This window comes from Bordetella muralis (genome assembly GCF_965139205.1).
Taxonomy (GTDB): Bacteria; Pseudomonadota; Gammaproteobacteria; order Burkholderiales; family Burkholderiaceae_B; genus Bordetella_A; species Bordetella_A muralis.
Genome location: NZ_CBCSIU010000013.1, coordinates 68,633 through 86,292, shown reverse-complemented (window position 1 = coordinate 86,292; position 17,660 = coordinate 68,633). Strand labels below are relative to the sequence as shown.

At 58.5% G+C, this 17,660-nt stretch carries 14 protein-coding genes and 1 tRNA gene; 7 read left to right on the top strand and 8 right to left on the bottom strand.

Annotated elements, in window-relative coordinates; translation table 11 throughout:
* Positions 1-4: 4 nt before the first annotated feature.
* The 4 genes from ACNA0I_RS18145 to ACNA0I_RS18130 all read right to left on the bottom strand — a co-directional run bounded on the left by ACNA0I_RS18145 (position 5) and on the right by ACNA0I_RS18130 (position 6,344).
* Positions 5-1,210 (bottom strand): ABC transporter substrate-binding protein, encoded by a 1,206-nt coding sequence (locus tag ACNA0I_RS18145; RefSeq protein ID WP_415807413.1) that lies wholly within the window; start codon positions 1,208-1,210, stop codon positions 5-7.
* A 61-nt stretch (positions 1,211-1,271) separates the two neighbouring features.
* On the bottom strand, positions 1,272-2,933 hold the full coding sequence (locus tag ACNA0I_RS18140) for a hydantoinase B/oxoprolinase family protein (RefSeq protein ID WP_415807412.1): 1,662 nt from the start codon (positions 2,931-2,933) through the stop codon (positions 1,272-1,274).
* Entirely contained in the window at positions 2,933-4,948 is a 2,016-nt protein-coding gene (locus ACNA0I_RS18135; protein ID WP_415807410.1) for a hydantoinase/oxoprolinase family protein, read from the bottom strand. Before ACNA0I_RS18135 ends, ACNA0I_RS18140 begins: the two co-directional genes overlap by 1 nt.
* A 58-nt stretch (positions 4,949-5,006) precedes the next feature.
* The gene (locus ACNA0I_RS18130) at positions 5,007-6,344 is read right to left on the bottom strand and encodes an NAD(P)/FAD-dependent oxidoreductase (protein WP_415807409.1); all 1,338 of its coding nucleotides are present in this window, start codon (positions 6,342-6,344) and stop codon (positions 5,007-5,009) included.
* 306 nt (positions 6,345-6,650) lie between these two features.
* Here ACNA0I_RS18130 and ACNA0I_RS18125 point away from each other — a divergent pair.
* A tRNA-Ser gene (locus ACNA0I_RS18125) sits at positions 6,651-6,741 on the top strand.
* A gap of 53 nt (positions 6,742-6,794) precedes the next feature.
* On the opposite strand, the gene ACNA0I_RS18120 is transcribed toward ACNA0I_RS18125, so the two are convergent.
* From ACNA0I_RS18120 to ACNA0I_RS18105, 4 genes are all read right to left on the bottom strand, one after another.
* Positions 6,795-8,066, bottom strand: coding sequence for a putative Na+/H+ antiporter (locus ACNA0I_RS18120; RefSeq protein WP_415807408.1), 1,272 nt, complete (start codon positions 8,064-8,066; stop codon positions 6,795-6,797).
* 180 nt (positions 8,067-8,246) lie between these two features.
* A complete protein-coding gene (locus tag ACNA0I_RS18115; protein ID WP_415807407.1) occupies positions 8,247-8,996 on the bottom strand; it encodes a 3'-5' exonuclease in 750 nt (249 codons plus the stop codon).
* 2 nt (positions 8,997-8,998) lie between these two features.
* Positions 8,999-10,876 carry a DUF294 nucleotidyltransferase-like domain-containing protein gene (locus tag ACNA0I_RS18110; protein WP_415807406.1) on the bottom strand — a complete coding sequence of 626 codons (1,878 nt, stop codon included), beginning with the start codon at positions 10,874-10,876 and terminating at the stop codon, positions 8,999-9,001.
* Positions 10,877-10,958: 82 nt separating this feature from the next.
* Complete coding sequence (locus ACNA0I_RS18105; protein ID WP_415807405.1) at positions 10,959-12,599, bottom strand: BCCT family transporter; 1,641 nt, start codon at positions 12,597-12,599, stop codon at positions 10,959-10,961.
* 216 nt (positions 12,600-12,815) lie between these two features.
* Between ACNA0I_RS18105 and ACNA0I_RS18100 the strand changes: the two genes are divergently transcribed.
* The 6 genes from ACNA0I_RS18100 to ACNA0I_RS18075 all read left to right on the top strand — a co-directional run bounded on the left by ACNA0I_RS18100 (position 12,816) and on the right by ACNA0I_RS18075 (position 17,657).
* Positions 12,816-13,763, top strand: a complete 948-nt coding sequence (locus ACNA0I_RS18100; protein ID WP_415807404.1) for a LysR family transcriptional regulator — start codon at positions 12,816-12,818, stop codon at positions 13,761-13,763.
* A 179-nt stretch (positions 13,764-13,942) separates the two neighbouring features.
* Positions 13,943-14,914, top strand: a complete 972-nt coding sequence (locus tag ACNA0I_RS18095; protein WP_415807403.1) for a tripartite tricarboxylate transporter substrate-binding protein — start codon at positions 13,943-13,945, stop codon at positions 14,912-14,914.
* 33 nt (positions 14,915-14,947) lie between these two features.
* Positions 14,948-16,384 (top strand): sulfatase-like hydrolase/transferase, encoded by a 1,437-nt coding sequence (locus ACNA0I_RS18090; RefSeq protein ID WP_415807402.1) that lies wholly within the window; start codon positions 14,948-14,950, stop codon positions 16,382-16,384.
* A gap of 111 nt (positions 16,385-16,495) precedes the next feature.
* Positions 16,496-16,666, top strand: coding sequence for a hypothetical protein (locus ACNA0I_RS18085; RefSeq protein ID WP_415807401.1), 171 nt, complete (start codon positions 16,496-16,498; stop codon positions 16,664-16,666).
* 80 nt (positions 16,667-16,746) lie between these two features.
* A complete protein-coding gene (locus tag ACNA0I_RS18080) occupies positions 16,747-16,989 on the top strand; it encodes a hypothetical protein (RefSeq protein WP_415807400.1) in 243 nt (80 codons plus the stop codon).
* Between the two features lie 17 nt (positions 16,990-17,006).
* A complete protein-coding gene (locus ACNA0I_RS18075; RefSeq protein WP_415807399.1) occupies positions 17,007-17,657 on the top strand; it encodes a hypothetical protein in 651 nt (216 codons plus the stop codon).
* The last annotated feature ends 3 nt before the right edge of the window (positions 17,658-17,660 follow it).

Genomic DNA, 17,660 nt, shown 5'->3' with positions numbered 1-17,660 from the left:
TCGGTCAGGTGCGGACCATCTTGCAGACACTTTGCGCGATGGGGATCGTCGACTCTCCCTCACTGACGATCACCGCCATTTCATTGGGGTCAGTAATCTCTGACGCTTTTTTGCCCTTCATCAGGTAGTATTTTTTGATGCCCTGATGGTCAAACGCGCGGATCTCCTCCGGTCCGGTCAGTCCGTCATATTTCCAGCCTTCGAGCGCTTTGATGACTTTCGCTGCATCGTCGGAACCGATGCGATTGATGGCCTCCAATGTCAGTCGGGTCGATATATATGTCAATGCACTGTTATAGGGCGGTGTGACGTTGAAATTCTTGCGGCACAGTTCTACAAAGTGCTTGTTCACAGGCGCATCCACGCCATGCCAATACTGGCAGCCGAAGTACACGTCTTCGACGATATCTTTTCCCAGCGCATGAAACTGGGTGACGCCATCCGAGTACGCCATCAGGATCGTCATTCTGTTCTTCATGCCGAACGAAATCGCCTGGCGCAGCGTGGCCGAAGATTGTGCGCCATAGTTCAGGATCAGCAGGACATCGGGTTTTGTGGCCATGGCGTTGGTCAGATAACCGCTGAATTCCTGTTCGGTCAACGAGTGATAGCTGTTGCCGACGTGCTCGATATCCATTTCCTTGAAAATGCGCTTTGCATTGTTCAACAAGGCGTCTCCGAACACGTACTGCGGTGTGATCGTGTACCAGCGCTTGGCCTGAGGCATCATCTTGGCCAGCGGGCGCACTGTCTGTTCGATCGCGCCATAGGTCGTACTGGACCAGCGAAACGTCGAGATGTTGCAGTCCGCGCCAGTGACTTCATCCGCGCCGGCCCCGATAAAGGCTACGCCGCCTTCGCGATTCATCTCCTTGCCGACGGCGATGGCTTCTGAGGATAGCAATGCGCCACTCACATAACGCAGTCCTTCACGCTGCGCGGCTTCACGGACTTTGCGCACGGCCACGCCGGGGTTGCCCTCCGAGTCGATGGAGACGACACGGGTTTTCTTGCCGAGAACTTCCGGTACGTCCAGCGCCGCGGCTCGCGCACCGATGAGACTGTACTTGCCGATTTCTGCGAATACCCCCGACATGGGGGTGGCGCACCCCATTGGGAAAGTGCCGCTGTCAGCAGCGAGTACGCGTTGCAGTGGCAGTCCCGTCAGCGCCAAGCCACCGGAAATCTTGATGAAGTTGCGGCGATCCATGTTTATACCCCTTGTCTAATAATGCTTGCTTCATGAAAGAACAGCAGGAACGAGACCAGAATCAGGATGTATATCCGTACGCGACACGGGCAGTCTCTGGCGTCAGCAGGCCCGTGACCAGATCTTTATGTATCGCGTCACGCGACCGTTGCGAGGGCTCGCCGTAGCCGGCGCCACCACCGCAGAACAGCTCGATGACGTCGCCTTTTTTCAGCCATGTCGACGATTTCGACGAAACCTCGAATTGCTCCGATCCTCGGTGTACTGTGCACCTGCCCAATTGCGCAGGCGTACCGCCAAAGAGGCCGGACGGCTGGATGCGGAAACGATCCGCGTACAGCTCCAGCTTCACATCGTCACGAAGTACCCGGTAGTGCCGAGAGAATCCAGAACCGCCGCGTTGTGCTCCGTGGCCGAATGAGTCTGCTTCGAGTCTGTGTGCGATGACCCGGATGAAGTCGTGCTGCGCATCGAGCGCCTCGATGGGGGTGTTGCTGCAGTTTGACAGGGGCGAGTCCACGGCGTCGCAGCCGTCGGCTTGTGCGGATGCGCCGTATCCGCCACCGAAGATTTCCAGGCTGATGTGATAGCCCGCCGAGTCATGGCGAGAGAAGCAAATCACGGCCGTGGTGTCGAATCCGGACGCAATCACGCGCTCTGGCAAGGCCTTGGCCAGCGCTTTCATAATGGCGTTGAATGCACGATATGCGGCCTCCATACGCGCCCTGACGGGGGCAGGGTGGGTGGGATTCAGCAGCGTGCCGGGTGGGACATGGATGTGTATAGGACGCTTGATGCCCTCGTTGTAAGGGATCTCGCTCTCGGATGCCACGGACTTCACGACGTTCAGCGCGGCAGAATGCGTCGAGGACAGTGGGCAATTCACATTGCGCATCACCTGATCGCAGGTGCCAGTGAAATCGATGTAGATCTCATCCCCACGAACCTCGACCTTGACCTTGACGGTCAATGGGGCGTCGTTCGTACCGTCATCGTCGACGGCGTCTTCGCCGTAGTAGACGCCATCAGGGATCTGAGAGATTGCGTGCCGCATGCGGCGTTCGGAATAGGCCACGAACTCAGTCATCACCTCGCACACGGCATCTACGCCGTACTTTTGGCAGAGGGCCCGTACGCGGTCTGCACCGATGGCATTGGCCGAGTGCTGGGCGTTGAAGTCGCCAATCGTCAAGTCCGGTACGCGGACATTGGCTGCGACCAGCCGTTCGAACGCCCCGCCGTTCCAGTCCCGATGCATGTTGTACTTTGATGGAGGAATGCGCAGCCCTTCCTGAAATACGTCGGTAGCGCTGCTGTTCAAGCCTGGGCTGCCGCCACCTAGATCCAGGTGATGCGCCACGCTGGCGCCAAAACCGATCACTTTCCCATCGACAAAGATGGGCGTAAAAATAAAGACATCGGGTAGATGCTGACCGCCTTCGAACGGGTCGTTATTGATAAAGAAATCGCCTTCCTCCAGGGTGTCGATTGGATGACGTTCCAGGCATGGTTTGATCGTCATGCTCATGGGGCCCAATTGCATGGGAATCAGATCTGCCTGGGCGACGACATTGCCCGCTGCATCCAGCAGCGCCGACGCACCGTCGCGCGCCTCGCGCAGTACCGTTGAATAGGCCGAACGGATCAGTTTTGCGCCCATTTCGTTGGCGGCGGCGTGAAGCGCCTGGCTGATTACCGCGTAGTCGATTGCAGAAACATTCATCACGCTTTCCTCGTCAGAATCAGGTTGTCACTGGTATCCAGCGTGCTGGACCAGCCGGCAGGAATCAGGACCGTGGTGGTCACCCCTTCTATGACAGCGGGGCCGTTCAGCGGCTCGTCCACACGCAAGGCGCCCTCGGCGACCCGGCGGCAAACGTGCCATGCACCATCGCCAAACAACTCGGTGTCAGGGATCGGATGTGATGCTTGCTGCTCCCGCACGAGGTGGGGGATCTTGGCCAATGGCTTTCTGGCCGATACGCGCAAACTGATGACTTCGATCGCCCGATTGGATGTGGCGCCATGGAAATAGATACGTTCATGCGCTTCCAGAAAACGTGCACGCAGCATGTCATCGGATAGCGCCTGCAGATCCTCGGGGCTCAGATCTACGGCGACCTCAAAGGCCTGGCCGACGAAACGCATATCCACGCTCACTTTCCATTCATATGGCGCAGCGAGACCGATCTCGGCAAATTGCGCCGACAGCGTATCGCTGAGCTGTTGAATGCTCGATGCCAGCGGCTCGATCGCCTCGGGCGTCAATCGCACTTTGTGGGTGCGGCTTTCGAACTTCACGAAATCCGAGGCAAGCAGGCCGTATGCGGAAATCACACCGGCATTGGGCGGAATGACGACCTTGTCCACGCCGAGGTCGTCCGCTACCCGGCACGCATGCAGGGGGCCTGCGCCGCCGAACGGGACGATGGCATAGTCACGAGGATCGCGTCCACGCTCCGTCGATACGAGCTGAATGGCGCGTACGATATTGGCATTGGCCAGGTGGATGGCTGCCTCGGCGGTGGCTTCGATGCTCAATGAGAGTTTGTCGGCCAACGGCTTGAAGGCCTGTCGCGCGGCCTCGCGGTCGATTCTGATGTGGTTGCCGAGCTTGATGTCGGCTCTGATCGTGCCGCAGACCACGTGCGCATCTGTCACCGTCGGTTGGGTGCCCCCTTTCCCATAGCAGACCGGACCAGGGTTGGCGCCAGCGCTGCGCGGCCCGACGCGCAACATGCCGCCATCATCCATCCAGACGATGCTGCCGCCGCCTGCACCGACGGTAGCGATATCCAGCACAGGGGTACGCACGGGCAGACCGTCGATCACGGTTTCTGTGCTCATGCGAAATTCACCGTTCTCGATCAGTGACACATCGGTGCTGGTACCGCCCATATCAAAGGTAATCAGGTTCGTGAAGCCTGAGCGTCCCGTCTGGCGCGTGGCGCCTACTACGCCGGCTGCAGGGCCTGAAAACAGCGCCGATACCGCATTGCGACCCATCGCGTCTGCCGGCAGGCGGCCGCCGTTGGACTGCATGACGGAGAAATTCCCTTTGAATTGCTGCTCTGTGAGCCAGCTCGAGAATCGTTTCAGATAACCGGCAATCACGGGTTGTACGTAGGCTGAAAGTGCGGTCGTGCTGGACCGCTCATACTCGCGGAATTCATTGACGACATCGGTCGAGATCGTCACCGTGGCTTCAGGCAGATATTCGGTCAATATCGCTGCGACGCGTTTTTCGTGTGCAGGATTGGAGAAGGCGTTCAATAGGCAGACCGCAATGGCGCGGTACTCGCCCCGCTTTAGCTCGGGAATCAAGCGCTGGGTCAGATCGGTTTCATCCAGGCCGGTGTCGATAGACCCGTCGGCCAACATGCGCTCGATGACCTCGAAACACGACTCGCGACCCACCACACTGGCCGGGTTTGCATAACGCAGGTTGTAAATGTTGCGCCGATCCTGACGCTGCAGCAGCAACATATCGCGAAAACCCGCCGTCGTGACGAATGCCACACGTTCGCCCTTGCGCTCCAGGATCGCGTTGGTTGCCACGGTGGAGCCGTGCGCAAAATCCTCGATCTGCGAAATGGGCAGCCCCGATTCGATGATTGCGTTGAAGGCGCCTTGTTCTGGCGCGTGAGGGGTACTGGGGACTTTGGTGATCGTGACCGAGTCGCCATGAAAGGCAACCAGATCTGTGAACGTACCACCCACTTCTACACCGACTCTCATAACACTTTCCTCATGTATTCAACGGCAAGGATGCAAGGTGGGCGCCTAGGCGCCAGCTTTAGAACAAATCACGGATCTTGAAATACTGCACGGCAACCGCGATGTACAGGCGGTGCAGCTTGTGCAGCGGAATAGGGCGAATTGGCGTTACCGAAAACGGCAGCGCGGCACCGTTATCAAGGCGCAGGTGATCGGCAATGGCCTGCCCTATTGCGGTGGTCAAACCCACACCACGCCCATTGCAGCCCAGCGCGATCGTGATGCCGGGGGCAGGCTGGTGCAGATGCGGCATGCTGTCGCGCGTCATGGCGAGTCTGCCCGACCACCGGTAGGGCAGGGAGACGCCTGTCAATTGAGGAAAGGTGGCTTCCAGCGCGCGGCGGATGTGCTGATAATCCTGCACCCCTTGTCGAGAGGGCTGGTTGCCGCGTCCTCCGATGATCAATCGGCCCGCGGCATCCACGCGGTAATAATGCAGCAGCCGGCGAGCATCGGACACGACCTGTTGTTCTTGCAAAATGAGCGAGCGCAGTTGCGTGGGCAGCGGGTCTGTCGCGACCTGTGAGCTGACCGCGGGAACGATCGAGGTGCGCAGCCGTGGCCATAATTCGTCGGTATAGGCATTAGTGGCCAGGACGATCTGGGGCGCGCTCACCGATGCGCCTTGCTGGGTGATGACGCGCCAGTCGCGGCCGTCGCGTTCGATGCGCGTTGCCGCGGATTGCTGGAATACGTGCGCGCCCTGTTCAATCGCTGCGCTGGCCAGGCCCAATGCATAATTTAACGGGTGCACTGAACCGGCCCGCCGGTCTATCCAGCCGCCGCGATAGAGACCCGGCGCGCAGCCGATCATCTGCGTAATGGCCGGGCCATCGAGCAATTGCGCATTGGCGCCGCGCGCGATCCATTGTCTGGCCCGCTGCTCCGTTGTGCGCAACATCGAGTCGTTGTGTGCGCCTTGAATCCAGCCCTGACGTATGGCATCACATTGAATGTTGTACCGCGCAACGGTGTCAAATACCGCGTCTGCCGTTGCGGATGCGAATGCGATGATGTTTTCGGCCTGTGCCGGGCCGAATAGCGAGGTCAGCTCAGCGGGATCGTATTTGAGTCCGGGGATGACTTGGCCGCCATTGCGGCCGGAGGCGCCGAAACCCGGCGTGGCGGCTTCGAGCACTGTGACATCGACGCCGTGGCTGGCCAGTTGCAGTGCGCAGGCTAACCCTAAATAACCGCCGCCAACCACGATGACGTCAGCGCGACGGCTGGCATCTAACACCGGAAGAGCAGGTGTTGCATTTGCGGTGGCCAACCATAGTGAATGCCGCGTGTCGTGCTCCACCAACTGCGAAGTAGTGCTTGATGTGATGGCGGGATTTAGCGTGAGGTTCTGCATACAACGAGTAGGTCCTGGTTGGCCCATGGGGCGGGGGACGACTGAAGCTGAACACTGCAATTGACGCTACTTTAAATTTCATTCCAATAGTATTGCAATACATATTTTTAATATCGCATATCGATATTAATGTGGCGTTATTAGATTTATGTGGTAGAGCGGTTAACGGCCTTGTCCCGGAGCTAACACCCGCTTGAGTCCAGCGGGGCGTCGCTTTAACGCACTGTCTCCATTTCTGCTAGAATCGCGGATTCGCGTTGTGGCCAGCTTCTTTGAGGCGACTCGGCTGCAAGCGTGCCCGGATCAGGACAGGTGGCCGAGTGGTTGAAGGCGCACGCCTGGAAAGCGTGTATACGTGATAAGCGTATCGGGGGTTCGAATCCCCCTCTGTCCGCCAAAAATACAAAAGCCCTTGAGCATCTCAAGGGCTTTTTTCACATCACTCCAAATTCACAACAGCAGCAAGGCCGCCGCCGCTACCGCTGTCGGTACCAGTGCCCCCAACAGCAAGCCGCCTGCACTGACGGTTTCGTCAGAAAAACCGCGCTTGAGCAGCGCGACGCCGGCGGGGTTCGGTGCGTTCGCAATAACGGTCAGCCCACCGCCCGCAACAGCCCCTGCCATGAGCATGTATTTCGCGTCGTCGGACATTCCCTCAATCAATGATCCGAGGTAAGTCAGCGCGGCGTTGTCCGTAATAGCCGTCAAGCCTAGTGAGCCGAAGAACAGAGCAATGGGTTCGAGGCTCGATACGATGGGTTGCAGCCACCATTGCTGCATCCCCCCGAGCACCACCAGACCGGCGAGGAAAAAGCCGACCAATAAGGCTTCTTTGATGATGAGGGCGCTCTGATGGCGCTCATAGGCGTGAGTAAACCCAAGGAAAAGGAGAAAAATCCCCAGGAAGGCCACCGGGTGATGAGCAAGCAAGACAACAGCCGCCAACGTGGCGAGGTGTACCGCGACCACAGACACCGGCACGGGCTTGGCATTCGACGTGGTGCCGGAGCTCAAGGCTACGTTGTCGATGTGCGTACGGACAGCGAGCGTCGCGATGGTCGCATTCACAATAACGGCCAATGCCGACTTCCATCCGAAGTTGGCGAGCATGAAGGCAGAGTCCCATTGCCACGTGCTGGCCACCATGAGGACAGGCGGCGCGGCATATGACGTCAGCGTTCCACCGATCGACACGTTGACAAAGAGAACGCCAAGCGCGAGGTACTTGGCCCCATTGGGCATTGCTGGCCTGAAAATCTGCGGTGCGAGCAGCAGCGCTGCAATCGTCATCGCTGCAGGTTCGGTAATGAGCGAGCCCATTAGCGGCACGACGGCCAGTCCCAACCACGCTGTCGCCACAGAGGTACGGATAGGCAACATTCGCGCGATGGCATCGATCATGGCTATAACGGTTTGCAGTATGGGCCGTGAGGCCGCTACCACCATGACGACGAATACAAATAACGGTTCGGTGTAGTTACGCGATTCGGCGTACGCTAATGCTTCGCTGCCTCCCACTGTCAACGCCATAAATGCGATGAGAATGGCAGCCCAGAATCCAAAGACGATTTCTACTTCGCCTAGCAGATGAAATAAGCCGGCGTGGCGCGGGAAACGATGAGAGAGCCGTTCAAATTGCTTGGCAGCGAACGTATGGAGCAGCGCCAGCGCAAAAATGATCGCGGTTGCGACTTCAAAAAAAGAGGAAGTGGTGTCGTGCATAGTCGAAGTTACTCCGCGCGGCGGCCCGACCTGCGCGTTAACCTGCCCAGCAATGGAAGTTTGCCTGACACCCAACAAGGGAGTGTATCAAAGTGACGGCGTTTTACCAAAGCCAGGGCACGCCGTTCACATCGGACCGCGGTGAGCGAGCGAGCTTATGCATCGGAGCAATGAATGCTCTCACCGCCACAGTTCACGCAGCGGGGTTTGTGGTGAAAATCTGTGCGCCACTTGTGCCTGCAACAGTTCGGCGCTGGCCAATGCGTCAGTCAACGCATGGTGGGCGCGGTATCGCGGCAGCCGGTAGCGTGCGCGGCTGGGCGCAAGCCGGATCGAGACAGGTCGTGCTCGCCGGCCTAGCAACCTGGCAAACAGGGTGGGCGGTTTGCGGTGTAGTCTCGCTTCGAGCTCCATGGTGTCGATGACTGGAAATTCGATGCCCTCGCCGATACGAGACATGAGCGCGGTATTCAGAAAACTGCGCTCGATGTCGCGGCAATGGACGACAATGATGCGGCCCGCCAGCATTTGCAACAACTCATCGAGAATTACCTCCAAATCGGGCGCCTCTTCGATCTGCGAGTGAGTGATGGCGTGGATGGTTATCGATTCTGGCGTCAATTCTGCCTTGGGGCGCACCACCCAGTACCGGGAGGCGCTTGCCTGAATGCGCGCCAATGTCATGGGGACGACGCCGATGCTGACGATCTCGTCCTGCGATGTGTCGAGACCGGTGGTCTCCACGTCGAGAGCAACAAGCGGGGTGCCATCCAAGGGGCTGTCGCCGGATGGCGTGCCCTGCGCGTAAAAGGCTTTGAGCCGTGGGTCGTTTGCCGCCTCGGCCAGCATCGAAAAGCGCGTCGGCCAGTCGTGTGCAGGCGCGGTGCGACTGGCATCTTGCTCTGTTCGCAGGTTTCCGAGGTGCAGCATTTTTAATTGGACCGTCCCGGCTGATAACGGTACTTAAGGTACTTCTGCGCGTTGCTCAGTATCAGGAACGCATCGCGTAGACTCTTGCGTTCGAAGTCCGAAAGTTTTTCGGGCTCTACGCTGTTATCGGGATCGTTGCCTGCAGTCAGTTCATCAGCCTGGACTCGCGCCCTCACCATGGTGATGAACTCCAGGGCGTCGTACATATCTTGTCCTCGCCCTAGCGGCAAGATGGCGGCGTCGATGATTTCGCGCAGGCGATCAAACGAGTTGAGTGCCGGTGAGCCGATTGCCAATGCATGCACGCGGATCAGGTCCGTCAAAGGGCCGGTGCCGCGGCGCTTGATGTTGATGGCGTGCGTGTGCCGGCCATCGGATTCGACGACGAAGTCTTTGAAGAAACCCAATGGCGGTGTTCGCAGCAACGCATTGCGTGCCATACACGCGAGGAATCGAGAGTTCCCCTGGGCCTTGCGCGCAATCATCTTGCGCAGATGCGCTGCCCATTCCGTGCGGCCCCATACGCCATCGAGGTCAAAAAATATGCCGGCATGAAGCAGTGACTCGGGAGTTGGGCGCTCGATCCAATCGGTAAAGAGGCGTTCCCATGTTTTCAACGGCTGACGCCATTTTTCGTTGGTCGCCATGACGCCGCCTGTGCAGTACGAATAGCCGCAGCGTGCCAACCCATCGCTGACGAAGGTGGCGAGCGCCTTGAACCAGGCGTCATGCTGAGCGGGATCAAAGCGGTCGTCCACGATGAGGGCGTTGTCCTGATCGGTGACAATGAGCTGTTCCTGGCGAGCCATTGAACCCAGCGCGAGAAAGCAATAGGGCACAGGGGGCGGGCCAAGCTCGGCTTCTGCGAGTTCCAGCAGGCGTTGCTTCACGGCGCGTCCAATCGCAGTCATCGCGCTGCCTACCATGTGCGCGCAGGCTTCTTCAGCAACCATGCGGGTGAAACAGGCCTGCATGTCGGGCACCAGGGCCGCCAGTTCATCTGTATTCTGTGCGCGGAAGATGCTTCCGACTACGAAAAGACTGTTGCGTGATTCATAACGGATGATGTCTGACAGTGCGATGATACCGAGCGGGCGCTGGTCCTTCATCACGGGCAGGTGATGCACGTTATGACGCAGCATCGCCAGCATCGCTTCGAATATGACTTGATTGTGTGACACTGTTACTACATCGGGTGTCATGATGTCGGCCACTGGCGTGTCGTGAACCAAGCCTGGCGCAAGCAGCCGCGTACGCAGGTCGCGGTCGGTAAGTATCCCGGACAGCAACGGCAGACCAGGAATGTCGGGATTGTCATCCACGATCAATAGCGAGGACACGCCTTCTTGTGTCATGCGTTCCGCCGCTTCGCGCGCGCTCGCCTGGCGGCTCAGGGTCACTGCCTCGCGCGTGACGAGGGTGTCGATGGTCGCTGACAACAGATCATTGGCATCCTCGCGGCGCGACATGACTTGCCGTAACCGGGTGCGGTCTTCGATCTCGACGTAATCCGCGAACGCCTCATAGTTATCGAACAAATCGAGAAATATTGACTGCGGAATCAGGTAGATCAGCGAGTCTTCCAGCGCACGCGCAGGAAAACGAACCCGGCCGTGACGCAGCAAGCCGAATTCTCCGAAGTGTCCGCCGGACGTCAGGCGGTTATACAAAGTTCCGGTGCGTCGAAAGACTTCCACTGCACCGCTGCGTACCACGTACCAGTACTCGGAGGCCTGGCCGAACTCTACGATCTGTTCGCCCGCCTTGTAGTAACGCACGTCGACGGCCGCCGTGGCATGTTCCAGCGCCTCGCGAGGCAAGGCATCGAAAGGCGGATGGGAATGGAGAAAATCGAAGATTTCAAGCTGCTCGATCTGCATGTTTTCAGTGCGGGAGTGATGCGTAACAGTGCCGGTAGCTTGAGGGCAAGGGCGCCTTCGCGACCCGAGCCCTTGGGTTTTCTTAGCGCCGTGGTTCCGACATGAGCCCCTTGATGATCGCCAGCGTGGCTGCCAGCAACACGATGGCAAATGGCAGGCCAGTCGATACGGCCATGGCCTGCAGGGCCACCAGTCCGCCGCTGAGAATCAGCGCGATAGCTACGAGCCCTTCAAACACAGCCCAGAACACGCGCTGTGGAACCGGGGCATCGACCTTGCCGCCAGCCGAGATGACATCGATGACGAGAGAGCCGGAGTCAGAGGACGTAACAAAGAACACTACCACCAGTACGATGGCGATGAAGGAGGTGATTTCCTTCAATGGCAGTGCATCGAGCATCATGAACAGCTGCAGCGGCAATTCCGCATCGCGAGCCGCTTCGTAGCCGCTGCGCACGACTTGTGAGATCGCGGTTTCGCCGAACACAGTCATCCACAGGGTGCACGCCAGCGAAGGCACAATCAGCACTGAGATGATGAACTCACGAACCGTGCGGCCGCGCGATACACGTGCGATGAACATACCGACAAAGGGTGACCAAGAGATCCACCATGCCCAGTAAAAGGCGGTCCAGCCTTGCAGGAAATTAGTGTCCTCTCGCCCTACCGGGTTGGACAGCGCCGGCAGATACTGAAGATAGGCGCCGAGGTTCGAGAAAAATCCGCTGAGGATGTCCAGCGTTGGCCCCACGGCGATGACAAACAGCAACAGCAGTAATGCCAGCGCCATATTGATCTCGGACAGGCGCTTGACCCCCGCATCCAAGCCTGCGACGACCGAGAACAGCGCGATGGCTGTGATGACGATGACCAGTATGATCTGGACGCTGATGCCCTGGGGAGTACCAAACAGGAAGTGCAGGCCCGAACTGGCCTGCGACGCCCCAAAGCCCAGCGAGGTGGCCAAGCCGAACAGTGTGGCCAGCACGGCGAGGATGTCGATAACATGTCCCGGCCAGCCCCACACGCGCTCGCCCAGCAGCGGGTAGAACACAGACCGGATTGTCAGCGGCAGTCCTTTGTTGAACGAGAACAGTGCCAGCCCGAGCGCCAGTACGGCGTAGATGGCCCAGGGGTGTAGCGCCCAATGGTAGATCGTGGCCGCCATGCCCAGGCGGGTGGCGGCTTGCGCGTCGCCGGCTGCGGCGCCCAGAGGGGCCCAGTCGGTCCGTATGCCGTCGGTCATCTCTATGCCGCCGAACGCAGTGCCGAAATGGGTCAAGGGCTCTGAGACGCCGAAGAACATCAGCCCGATGCCCATGCCGGCGGCAAACAGCATCGAAAACCAGCCTAGATAGGTATAGTCGGGCTTTGCTTCCGTCCCGCCCAGCCGCACCCGGCCTAACGGAGAGAAGGCGACAATCAGGCACACCAGCACAAAAAAGTTGCCCGCAACAAGGAAGAATCCGTCGAGGTTGGATGTCAGCCAGTCCTTCATGCCGCTGAATATCGACTCGACTTGATCGTGAAAACCCAATGTCAACGCAACGAACAAAATCACCAGCCCGCCCGCAACGCCGAATACCGGGTTGTGGATGTCGAGGCCGAATGGCCCGACGTTAACGATGATGTTGTCCTGGCCGACCTGATAATCGGTGTCGATGGGGTTGACTTCTCCATCGGGGATCATGGGATCTTTCTTTTCTGGGCGTTCTTCCGTCATCCACATTTCCTTTAAATTACCTGGAATAGGGCGGACTCATTCCGCGAGGCATGTAACGCGCACAATAAAGGACTTGTTGCTTGACGGCAACCTGCGGGCCATTCTGGCTCAAGATAAGCTGCTACATTTATCGCCTTGCTGACCGAGCATTACGCGAATGCGTTCCATGATACTGGCCTGCTGCAAGATCAGGACAAAGGTTTCCGGTAGATTGCGATGACCCCACGCCAATTACGCTATTTCCTGGAAATCGCCCATAGCGGCAGCCTGTCGCTGGCGTCTGCGGCGTTGCGTATTGCGCAGCCCGCCTTGAGTCAGCATGTGGCGGCGCTCGAATCGGAGTTGGGTGTTGCTTTATTCGAGCGTCATGCCAAAGGCGTCGCCTTGACGTCTGAGGGCAAGCGGCTGCAATCACGCGCAGCGTCGATTCTCGATCAATTGGAGTCGCTAAAAGAAGACGTGCTCGGGCTGACCGGGACGCCCAGAGGCCCTGTGCGTATATGTATGGCGAGATCGCTGGCGCAGGTGCTTGCGGCACCGCTCGTGCGATATGTGGAGCAGACCTATCCCGAGATTCGCCTGGTGATGTCGTCGGCGTTGTCTAGCGAGATGCGGTCCGCCGTGGAGTCGCGGCAGTTGGATGTGGCGCTGATGCCTAACGCGTTCGAATTGCCGGGCTTGTACTGTAAACCGGTGTATGAAGAGGGCTTTTCGCTATTCGGTGTCGAGAAAATGTTCGATCGTCCGGCTAAGACAATCTCATTTTCTGCCGTCGGGCAGCGTCCGCTGGTGGCGCCCGATCGGGATCATGATTTGCGCAGATTGATCGAACGCACAGCATTGGATCTGGGCTGCACGCTGAATGTGAAGTACGAGATCAACGATCCTGTATTGAGCTTTGCGCTGGTGAGGGACGGCATGGCGTTCGCCATTTTGCCGGACAGTGCAGGATGGGAGTTGATGCGTGGCAATCCGGCTATGGGGGTGAGGCGTATCGTGCGCCCGGTGTTGTCCCGCACCCAGTCCATTGTCCGTATGGCGCAGGCTGAGCCCGGCCGCGCGGTGCTGGCGGTTGAAGAGAGCATAGGTATCGTGCTGCGCCGCCTGATCAAAGAAAAAACCTTGCGTGGCAGACTGGCGCAGGTATTGAGCGCTGCTGCTTGAATCGCGTTGTGCGGTTGGTCCGGTAACCGAAGCGCCTGTGATGAGCTCCAGCCATAACAAGCGAAATGCTATACAGAAAATCTTATATTGCATGAAGATAAATAATATTTGTCTTTTATGTCCGCGTCGCCTTACGCTTGCCTAAAGAAATAGACAGTACGTGAGTCACGGAGACAAGTATGCAAGGACGACGCAGGCGGTTCCTGGGCGCGTTGGGCGCTGCCCTGGGCTGTAGCATGCTGCCAATACGGCAGCTTTACGCGCGTGCTCCGTTGCGTATGTTGGTGGGATTCGCTCCCGGGGGAGCCGTGGATCTCGTGGCGCGTGGACTGGCCGAAGGGATGCGCACACAGGGTTACACCACCATCGTCGAAAACAAATCGGGGGCTGGTGGCCGGATCGCGGTGGACGCCTTGTTGGCGGCGGGTGGCGAAGGAAATTCGGTGCTGTTGACGCCCTCGACGAATCTGACGCTGTATCCGCATCTCTATAAGAACCTCGGCTATACGCCTCATGATTTCACGCCGTTAGGCACTGCCAGCGAATTTGTTTTTGGTTTTGCGGTGGGTGCGGATAGCCCTGCCCAGACACTGCAGGATTTTCTGGCGTTGGCACAACGGGATGCTCGCGTGGCGGTGTATGGCACGCCAGGGGCGGGCACGGTCATGAGTTTCCTTGGGGCGATGCTGGCCAAGGCATCGCATGTGCCGCTGACGGCCGTTCCCTATAAAGGGGGATCGTTGGCGCTGAGTGATACCGTCGGTGGAACGTTGCCGTCTTTGATCACGACGCTGCCCAACCTGATTCCTATGCACAAGGCAGGCAAGATTCGCATTCTGGCGACGACGGGCAGGGCCTCGTCTCCGAGCGTGCCCGATGTGCCGACATTTGCGGCTGCTGGATATCCGGATCTGACCATGACCGAGTACTTCGCCCTGCTTGGACATAAGCACATGTCCAGAGAAGCCGCACAGGCGTTGAGCCAAACGGTGATTGACGCAGTGGGTTCGCCGGTTTTCGAACAAGCGATGCGGCAACTGTATTTCCTGCCCAAGGCCACGACGTCCGAAGCCCTGAAACAGCAGCTCGACAAGGGCTACACGTTCTGGCGCCAGATCGTTCAGGACAGCGGCTATACCCCCGAGATTTGACGGGCCGAGTGGCCCGAGACTTCAGGATGCACCATGGAAGGTAAGAACCTCATTGTCATCATGTCTGATGAGCATAACCCCGCATTCATGGGTTGCTCCGGACATCCCTTTATCCAGACGCCTCATTTGGACGCGTTGGCGGCGCGAGGCGTGCGTTTTGCAAATGCCTATACGCCGAGTCCCATTTGTGTCCCGGCACGGGCGGCGTTCGCGACTGGACATCGGGTCCATCAAACCCGCCACTGGGATAACGCGATGCCCTACGTCGGTGACCCCAGCGGTTGGGGGCATGTCCTGCAACAGCAGGGCATTCGTGTCGAAAGTATAGGCAAGCTGCATTATCGTAATGAGAAGGACCCAGTCGGATTCGACGCCGAGCATATTCCGATGCACGTCGTGGGTGGACACGGCATGGTGTGGGCCTCTATTCGCGATCCTTATCTGCCGGTCGAGGGGCGCAAACGTATGCTGGGCGATCGCATCGGCAGTGGCGAGTCTACGTACACGTCTTACGATCGATCGGTGACCGGCCGCGCCTTGGATTGGTTGAGTGATGCCGCAGGCCGCCGAGAGCCTTTTGTCTTGTACGTAGGCTTGGTTGCGCCGCATTTCCCGTTGATTGCGCCGCAAGCGTTTTTTGGTCTGTACGAGGCGCGTCAGATTCCCGAGGCGAAGCTCCATCCCAAGGACGGCTATACGCGTCATCCATGGGTGCAGGCCTATGCCGATTTCGAGCGCAGCGAAGAGACGTTTCAGAGCGAAGACGAACGTGTGCGGGCGTTCTTGGCGTACTACGGCTTGTGTAGTTTTCTGGACAGCAATGTGGGGCAGATCGTGGACGGCCTGGATGCGTTGGGCCTGGCCGATTCGACGCATGTGGTTTACACCTCGGACCATGGTGATAACGTGGGCGCCCGTGGATTGTGGGGGAAATCTACGCTTTATCAGGAAAGTGTGGGGATCCCGATGATCCTGGCCGGACCGGACGTGGAGCCCTCGGTGTGCAACACACCGGTGGACCTGCTGGATTTATACCCAACGATATTGCAGGCAGTGGGCGTTGATCCGGGCCCGCAGATGGAATCACGTCCAGGACGCTCGCTATTTGAAGTGTCCAGAGCGCCCTATGACGCCACTCGCGCTGTGTTGAGTGAGTATCACGCCGCCGGCAGCAATACCGCGGGATTCATGCTGCGCAGAGGGCCATGGAAATATCATCACTATGTTCGTTTTGAACCAGAGCTATTCAATCTGGATACGGACCCGGAGGAGTTGCACGATCTGTGCGCGGATCCGGAGTACGCGGCGGTGTTGGCGGAGATGAGGGCTGCACTCTATGCGATATGCGATCCCGAGCAAGTCGATCGGCAGGCCAAAGCCGACCAAGCCGCGATGATCGAACGGTTAGGTGGGCTCGAGGTGGCGGGGGCAATGGGCCTGAGCGGAGCGACGCCTGCTCCCCAGGTCTGAGGCGGCATATGCTTGCGCCAGTTGGGTAACAGCATTCGTTGCATGAGGCGTAGACGGGTCCTCTTACGCAGAATACGGCTCGAATCCGTTGGCGCAGTGGTGCGCGACAGCATGAGCGTCGACGCCGCGATGGCTTCGCTCGGTTTGCCTGCGCCAGACATGCTGTTGTTTCGACCCATACTGTTGCGGGAATTACAGGCATTGGACCTCTATAACTGCGCGCGCTATCGATTGACGATGACGCAGACGCGGCAATGGATCGAGGCTGGCCGTCCGCAGTAATTAATGGGCAATCTCTATCATTATTCCAATTTTGTCGGCTATCCTTGGCGGATTCATTACCCGCCTAAGATTGTTGATTAATGACCTCTATCCGTACCCTGACGGTGAACCTGGCCTGTTTGGCCATGTTGGACCCGTTTGCGACTGACGCTTATCTGCCGCCGTTTTTAAACATAGGCAATGAGTCCGGCGCCAGCCAGTCCATGGTGCAGCAGACCTTGAGTCTGTACCTCGCCGGCTTTGCGGTCATGAGTCTGTTCTGGGGCACACTGTCCAAAAGAAATCGGCTCGGGCTTGATGCGCGGCTGAAGGTGTTTGATTAAATTTTTTAGTATCGATCATGAGTATTGCTTCGTTTGTGCGGCTATCAGGATGCCTGGCCGCGAGTGGTTTGATCATGTCTGCGGCGCTCGCAGCGACGTCTGCCGAGGACGCCGTGCGGCAGGACATCGCTGCGATGATGACGGGCCAGAAAAATCAGACCTCCATTGACCGTACGGACCGGGGCGTGTTTCTGGAAGCGCGCCACTGCCTCGATGGCAAACAGTCTTTGGTGGAGACGATGCGCGGGCAACTGCGGGTGGACCAAGAGGAGGCATTGCTTGCGCTGTTTCAGCGAGTGCTGTGCGCGCGTTCTGACGACGGGATGGGCAAATTGGCCGTGTCGCGGTTTGGCGACGATGTTGCCGATCCATTCCAGACGGGGCTGGCGATGTATTCCGGGATGCTGGAGCTCGGTGAATGGCCCATCGACTGGTCGGATAGCGGCATCGGAAAAAGCCCACGTAGCGAGGCCTCTGTCTCCATGCTGGGCTTGTCGACAAACGGTCCGTTGTCTGCCGTATCGCGTTGGGAAGTGCTATCGCCCAACCATGTGCGCGTATGGTTCGGTCAGTTCAGACAAGCCCCTTCGGATGCGATGACCTACGATTTCGAGTTGCGCGGCAAACGCTGGGTGTGGACCTCGGCAGTGGCGTCCACGCGGCTCTGAATC

What these genes read in the sequence shown, in the direction of transcription:
- ACNA0I_RS18130 (WP_415807409.1), bottom strand. Translation starts at nt 6,344, where the DNA reads ATGCAGAACCTCACGCTAAATCCCGCCATCACATCAAGCACTACTTCG.
- ACNA0I_RS18110 (WP_415807406.1), bottom strand. Translation starts at nt 10,876, where the DNA reads ATGCAGATCGAGCAGCTTGAAATCTTCGATTTTCTCCATTCCCATCCG.
- ACNA0I_RS18085 (WP_415807401.1), top strand. Translation starts at nt 16,496, where the DNA reads ATGAGCGTCGACGCCGCGATGGCTTCGCTCGGTTTGCCTGCGCCAGAC.
- ACNA0I_RS18145 (WP_415807413.1), bottom strand. Translation starts at nt 1,210, where the DNA reads ATGGATCGCCGCAACTTCATCAAGATTTCCGGTGGCTTGGCGCTGACG.
- ACNA0I_RS18120 (WP_415807408.1), bottom strand. Translation starts at nt 8,066, where the DNA reads ATGCACGACACCACTTCCTCTTTTTTTGAAGTCGCAACCGCGATCATT.
- ACNA0I_RS18105 (WP_415807405.1), bottom strand. Translation starts at nt 12,599, where the DNA reads ATGACGGAAGAACGCCCAGAAAAGAAAGATCCCATGATCCCCGATGGA.
- ACNA0I_RS18140 (WP_415807412.1), bottom strand. Translation starts at nt 2,933, where the DNA reads ATGAATGTTTCTGCAATCGACTACGCGGTAATCAGCCAGGCGCTTCAC.
- ACNA0I_RS18080 (WP_415807400.1), top strand. Translation starts at nt 16,747, where the DNA reads ATGACCTCTATCCGTACCCTGACGGTGAACCTGGCCTGTTTGGCCATG.
- ACNA0I_RS18135 (WP_415807410.1), bottom strand. Translation starts at nt 4,948, where the DNA reads ATGAGAGTCGGTGTAGAAGTGGGTGGTACGTTCACAGATCTGGTTGCC.
- ACNA0I_RS18115 (WP_415807407.1), bottom strand. Translation starts at nt 8,996, where the DNA reads ATGCTGCACCTCGGAAACCTGCGAACAGAGCAAGATGCCAGTCGCACC.
- ACNA0I_RS18075 (WP_415807399.1), top strand. Translation starts at nt 17,007, where the DNA reads ATGAGTATTGCTTCGTTTGTGCGGCTATCAGGATGCCTGGCCGCGAGT.
- ACNA0I_RS18095 (WP_415807403.1), top strand. Translation starts at nt 13,943, where the DNA reads ATGCAAGGACGACGCAGGCGGTTCCTGGGCGCGTTGGGCGCTGCCCTG.
- ACNA0I_RS18090 (WP_415807402.1), top strand. Translation starts at nt 14,948, where the DNA reads ATGGAAGGTAAGAACCTCATTGTCATCATGTCTGATGAGCATAACCCC.
- ACNA0I_RS18100 (WP_415807404.1), top strand. Translation starts at nt 12,816, where the DNA reads ATGACCCCACGCCAATTACGCTATTTCCTGGAAATCGCCCATAGCGGC.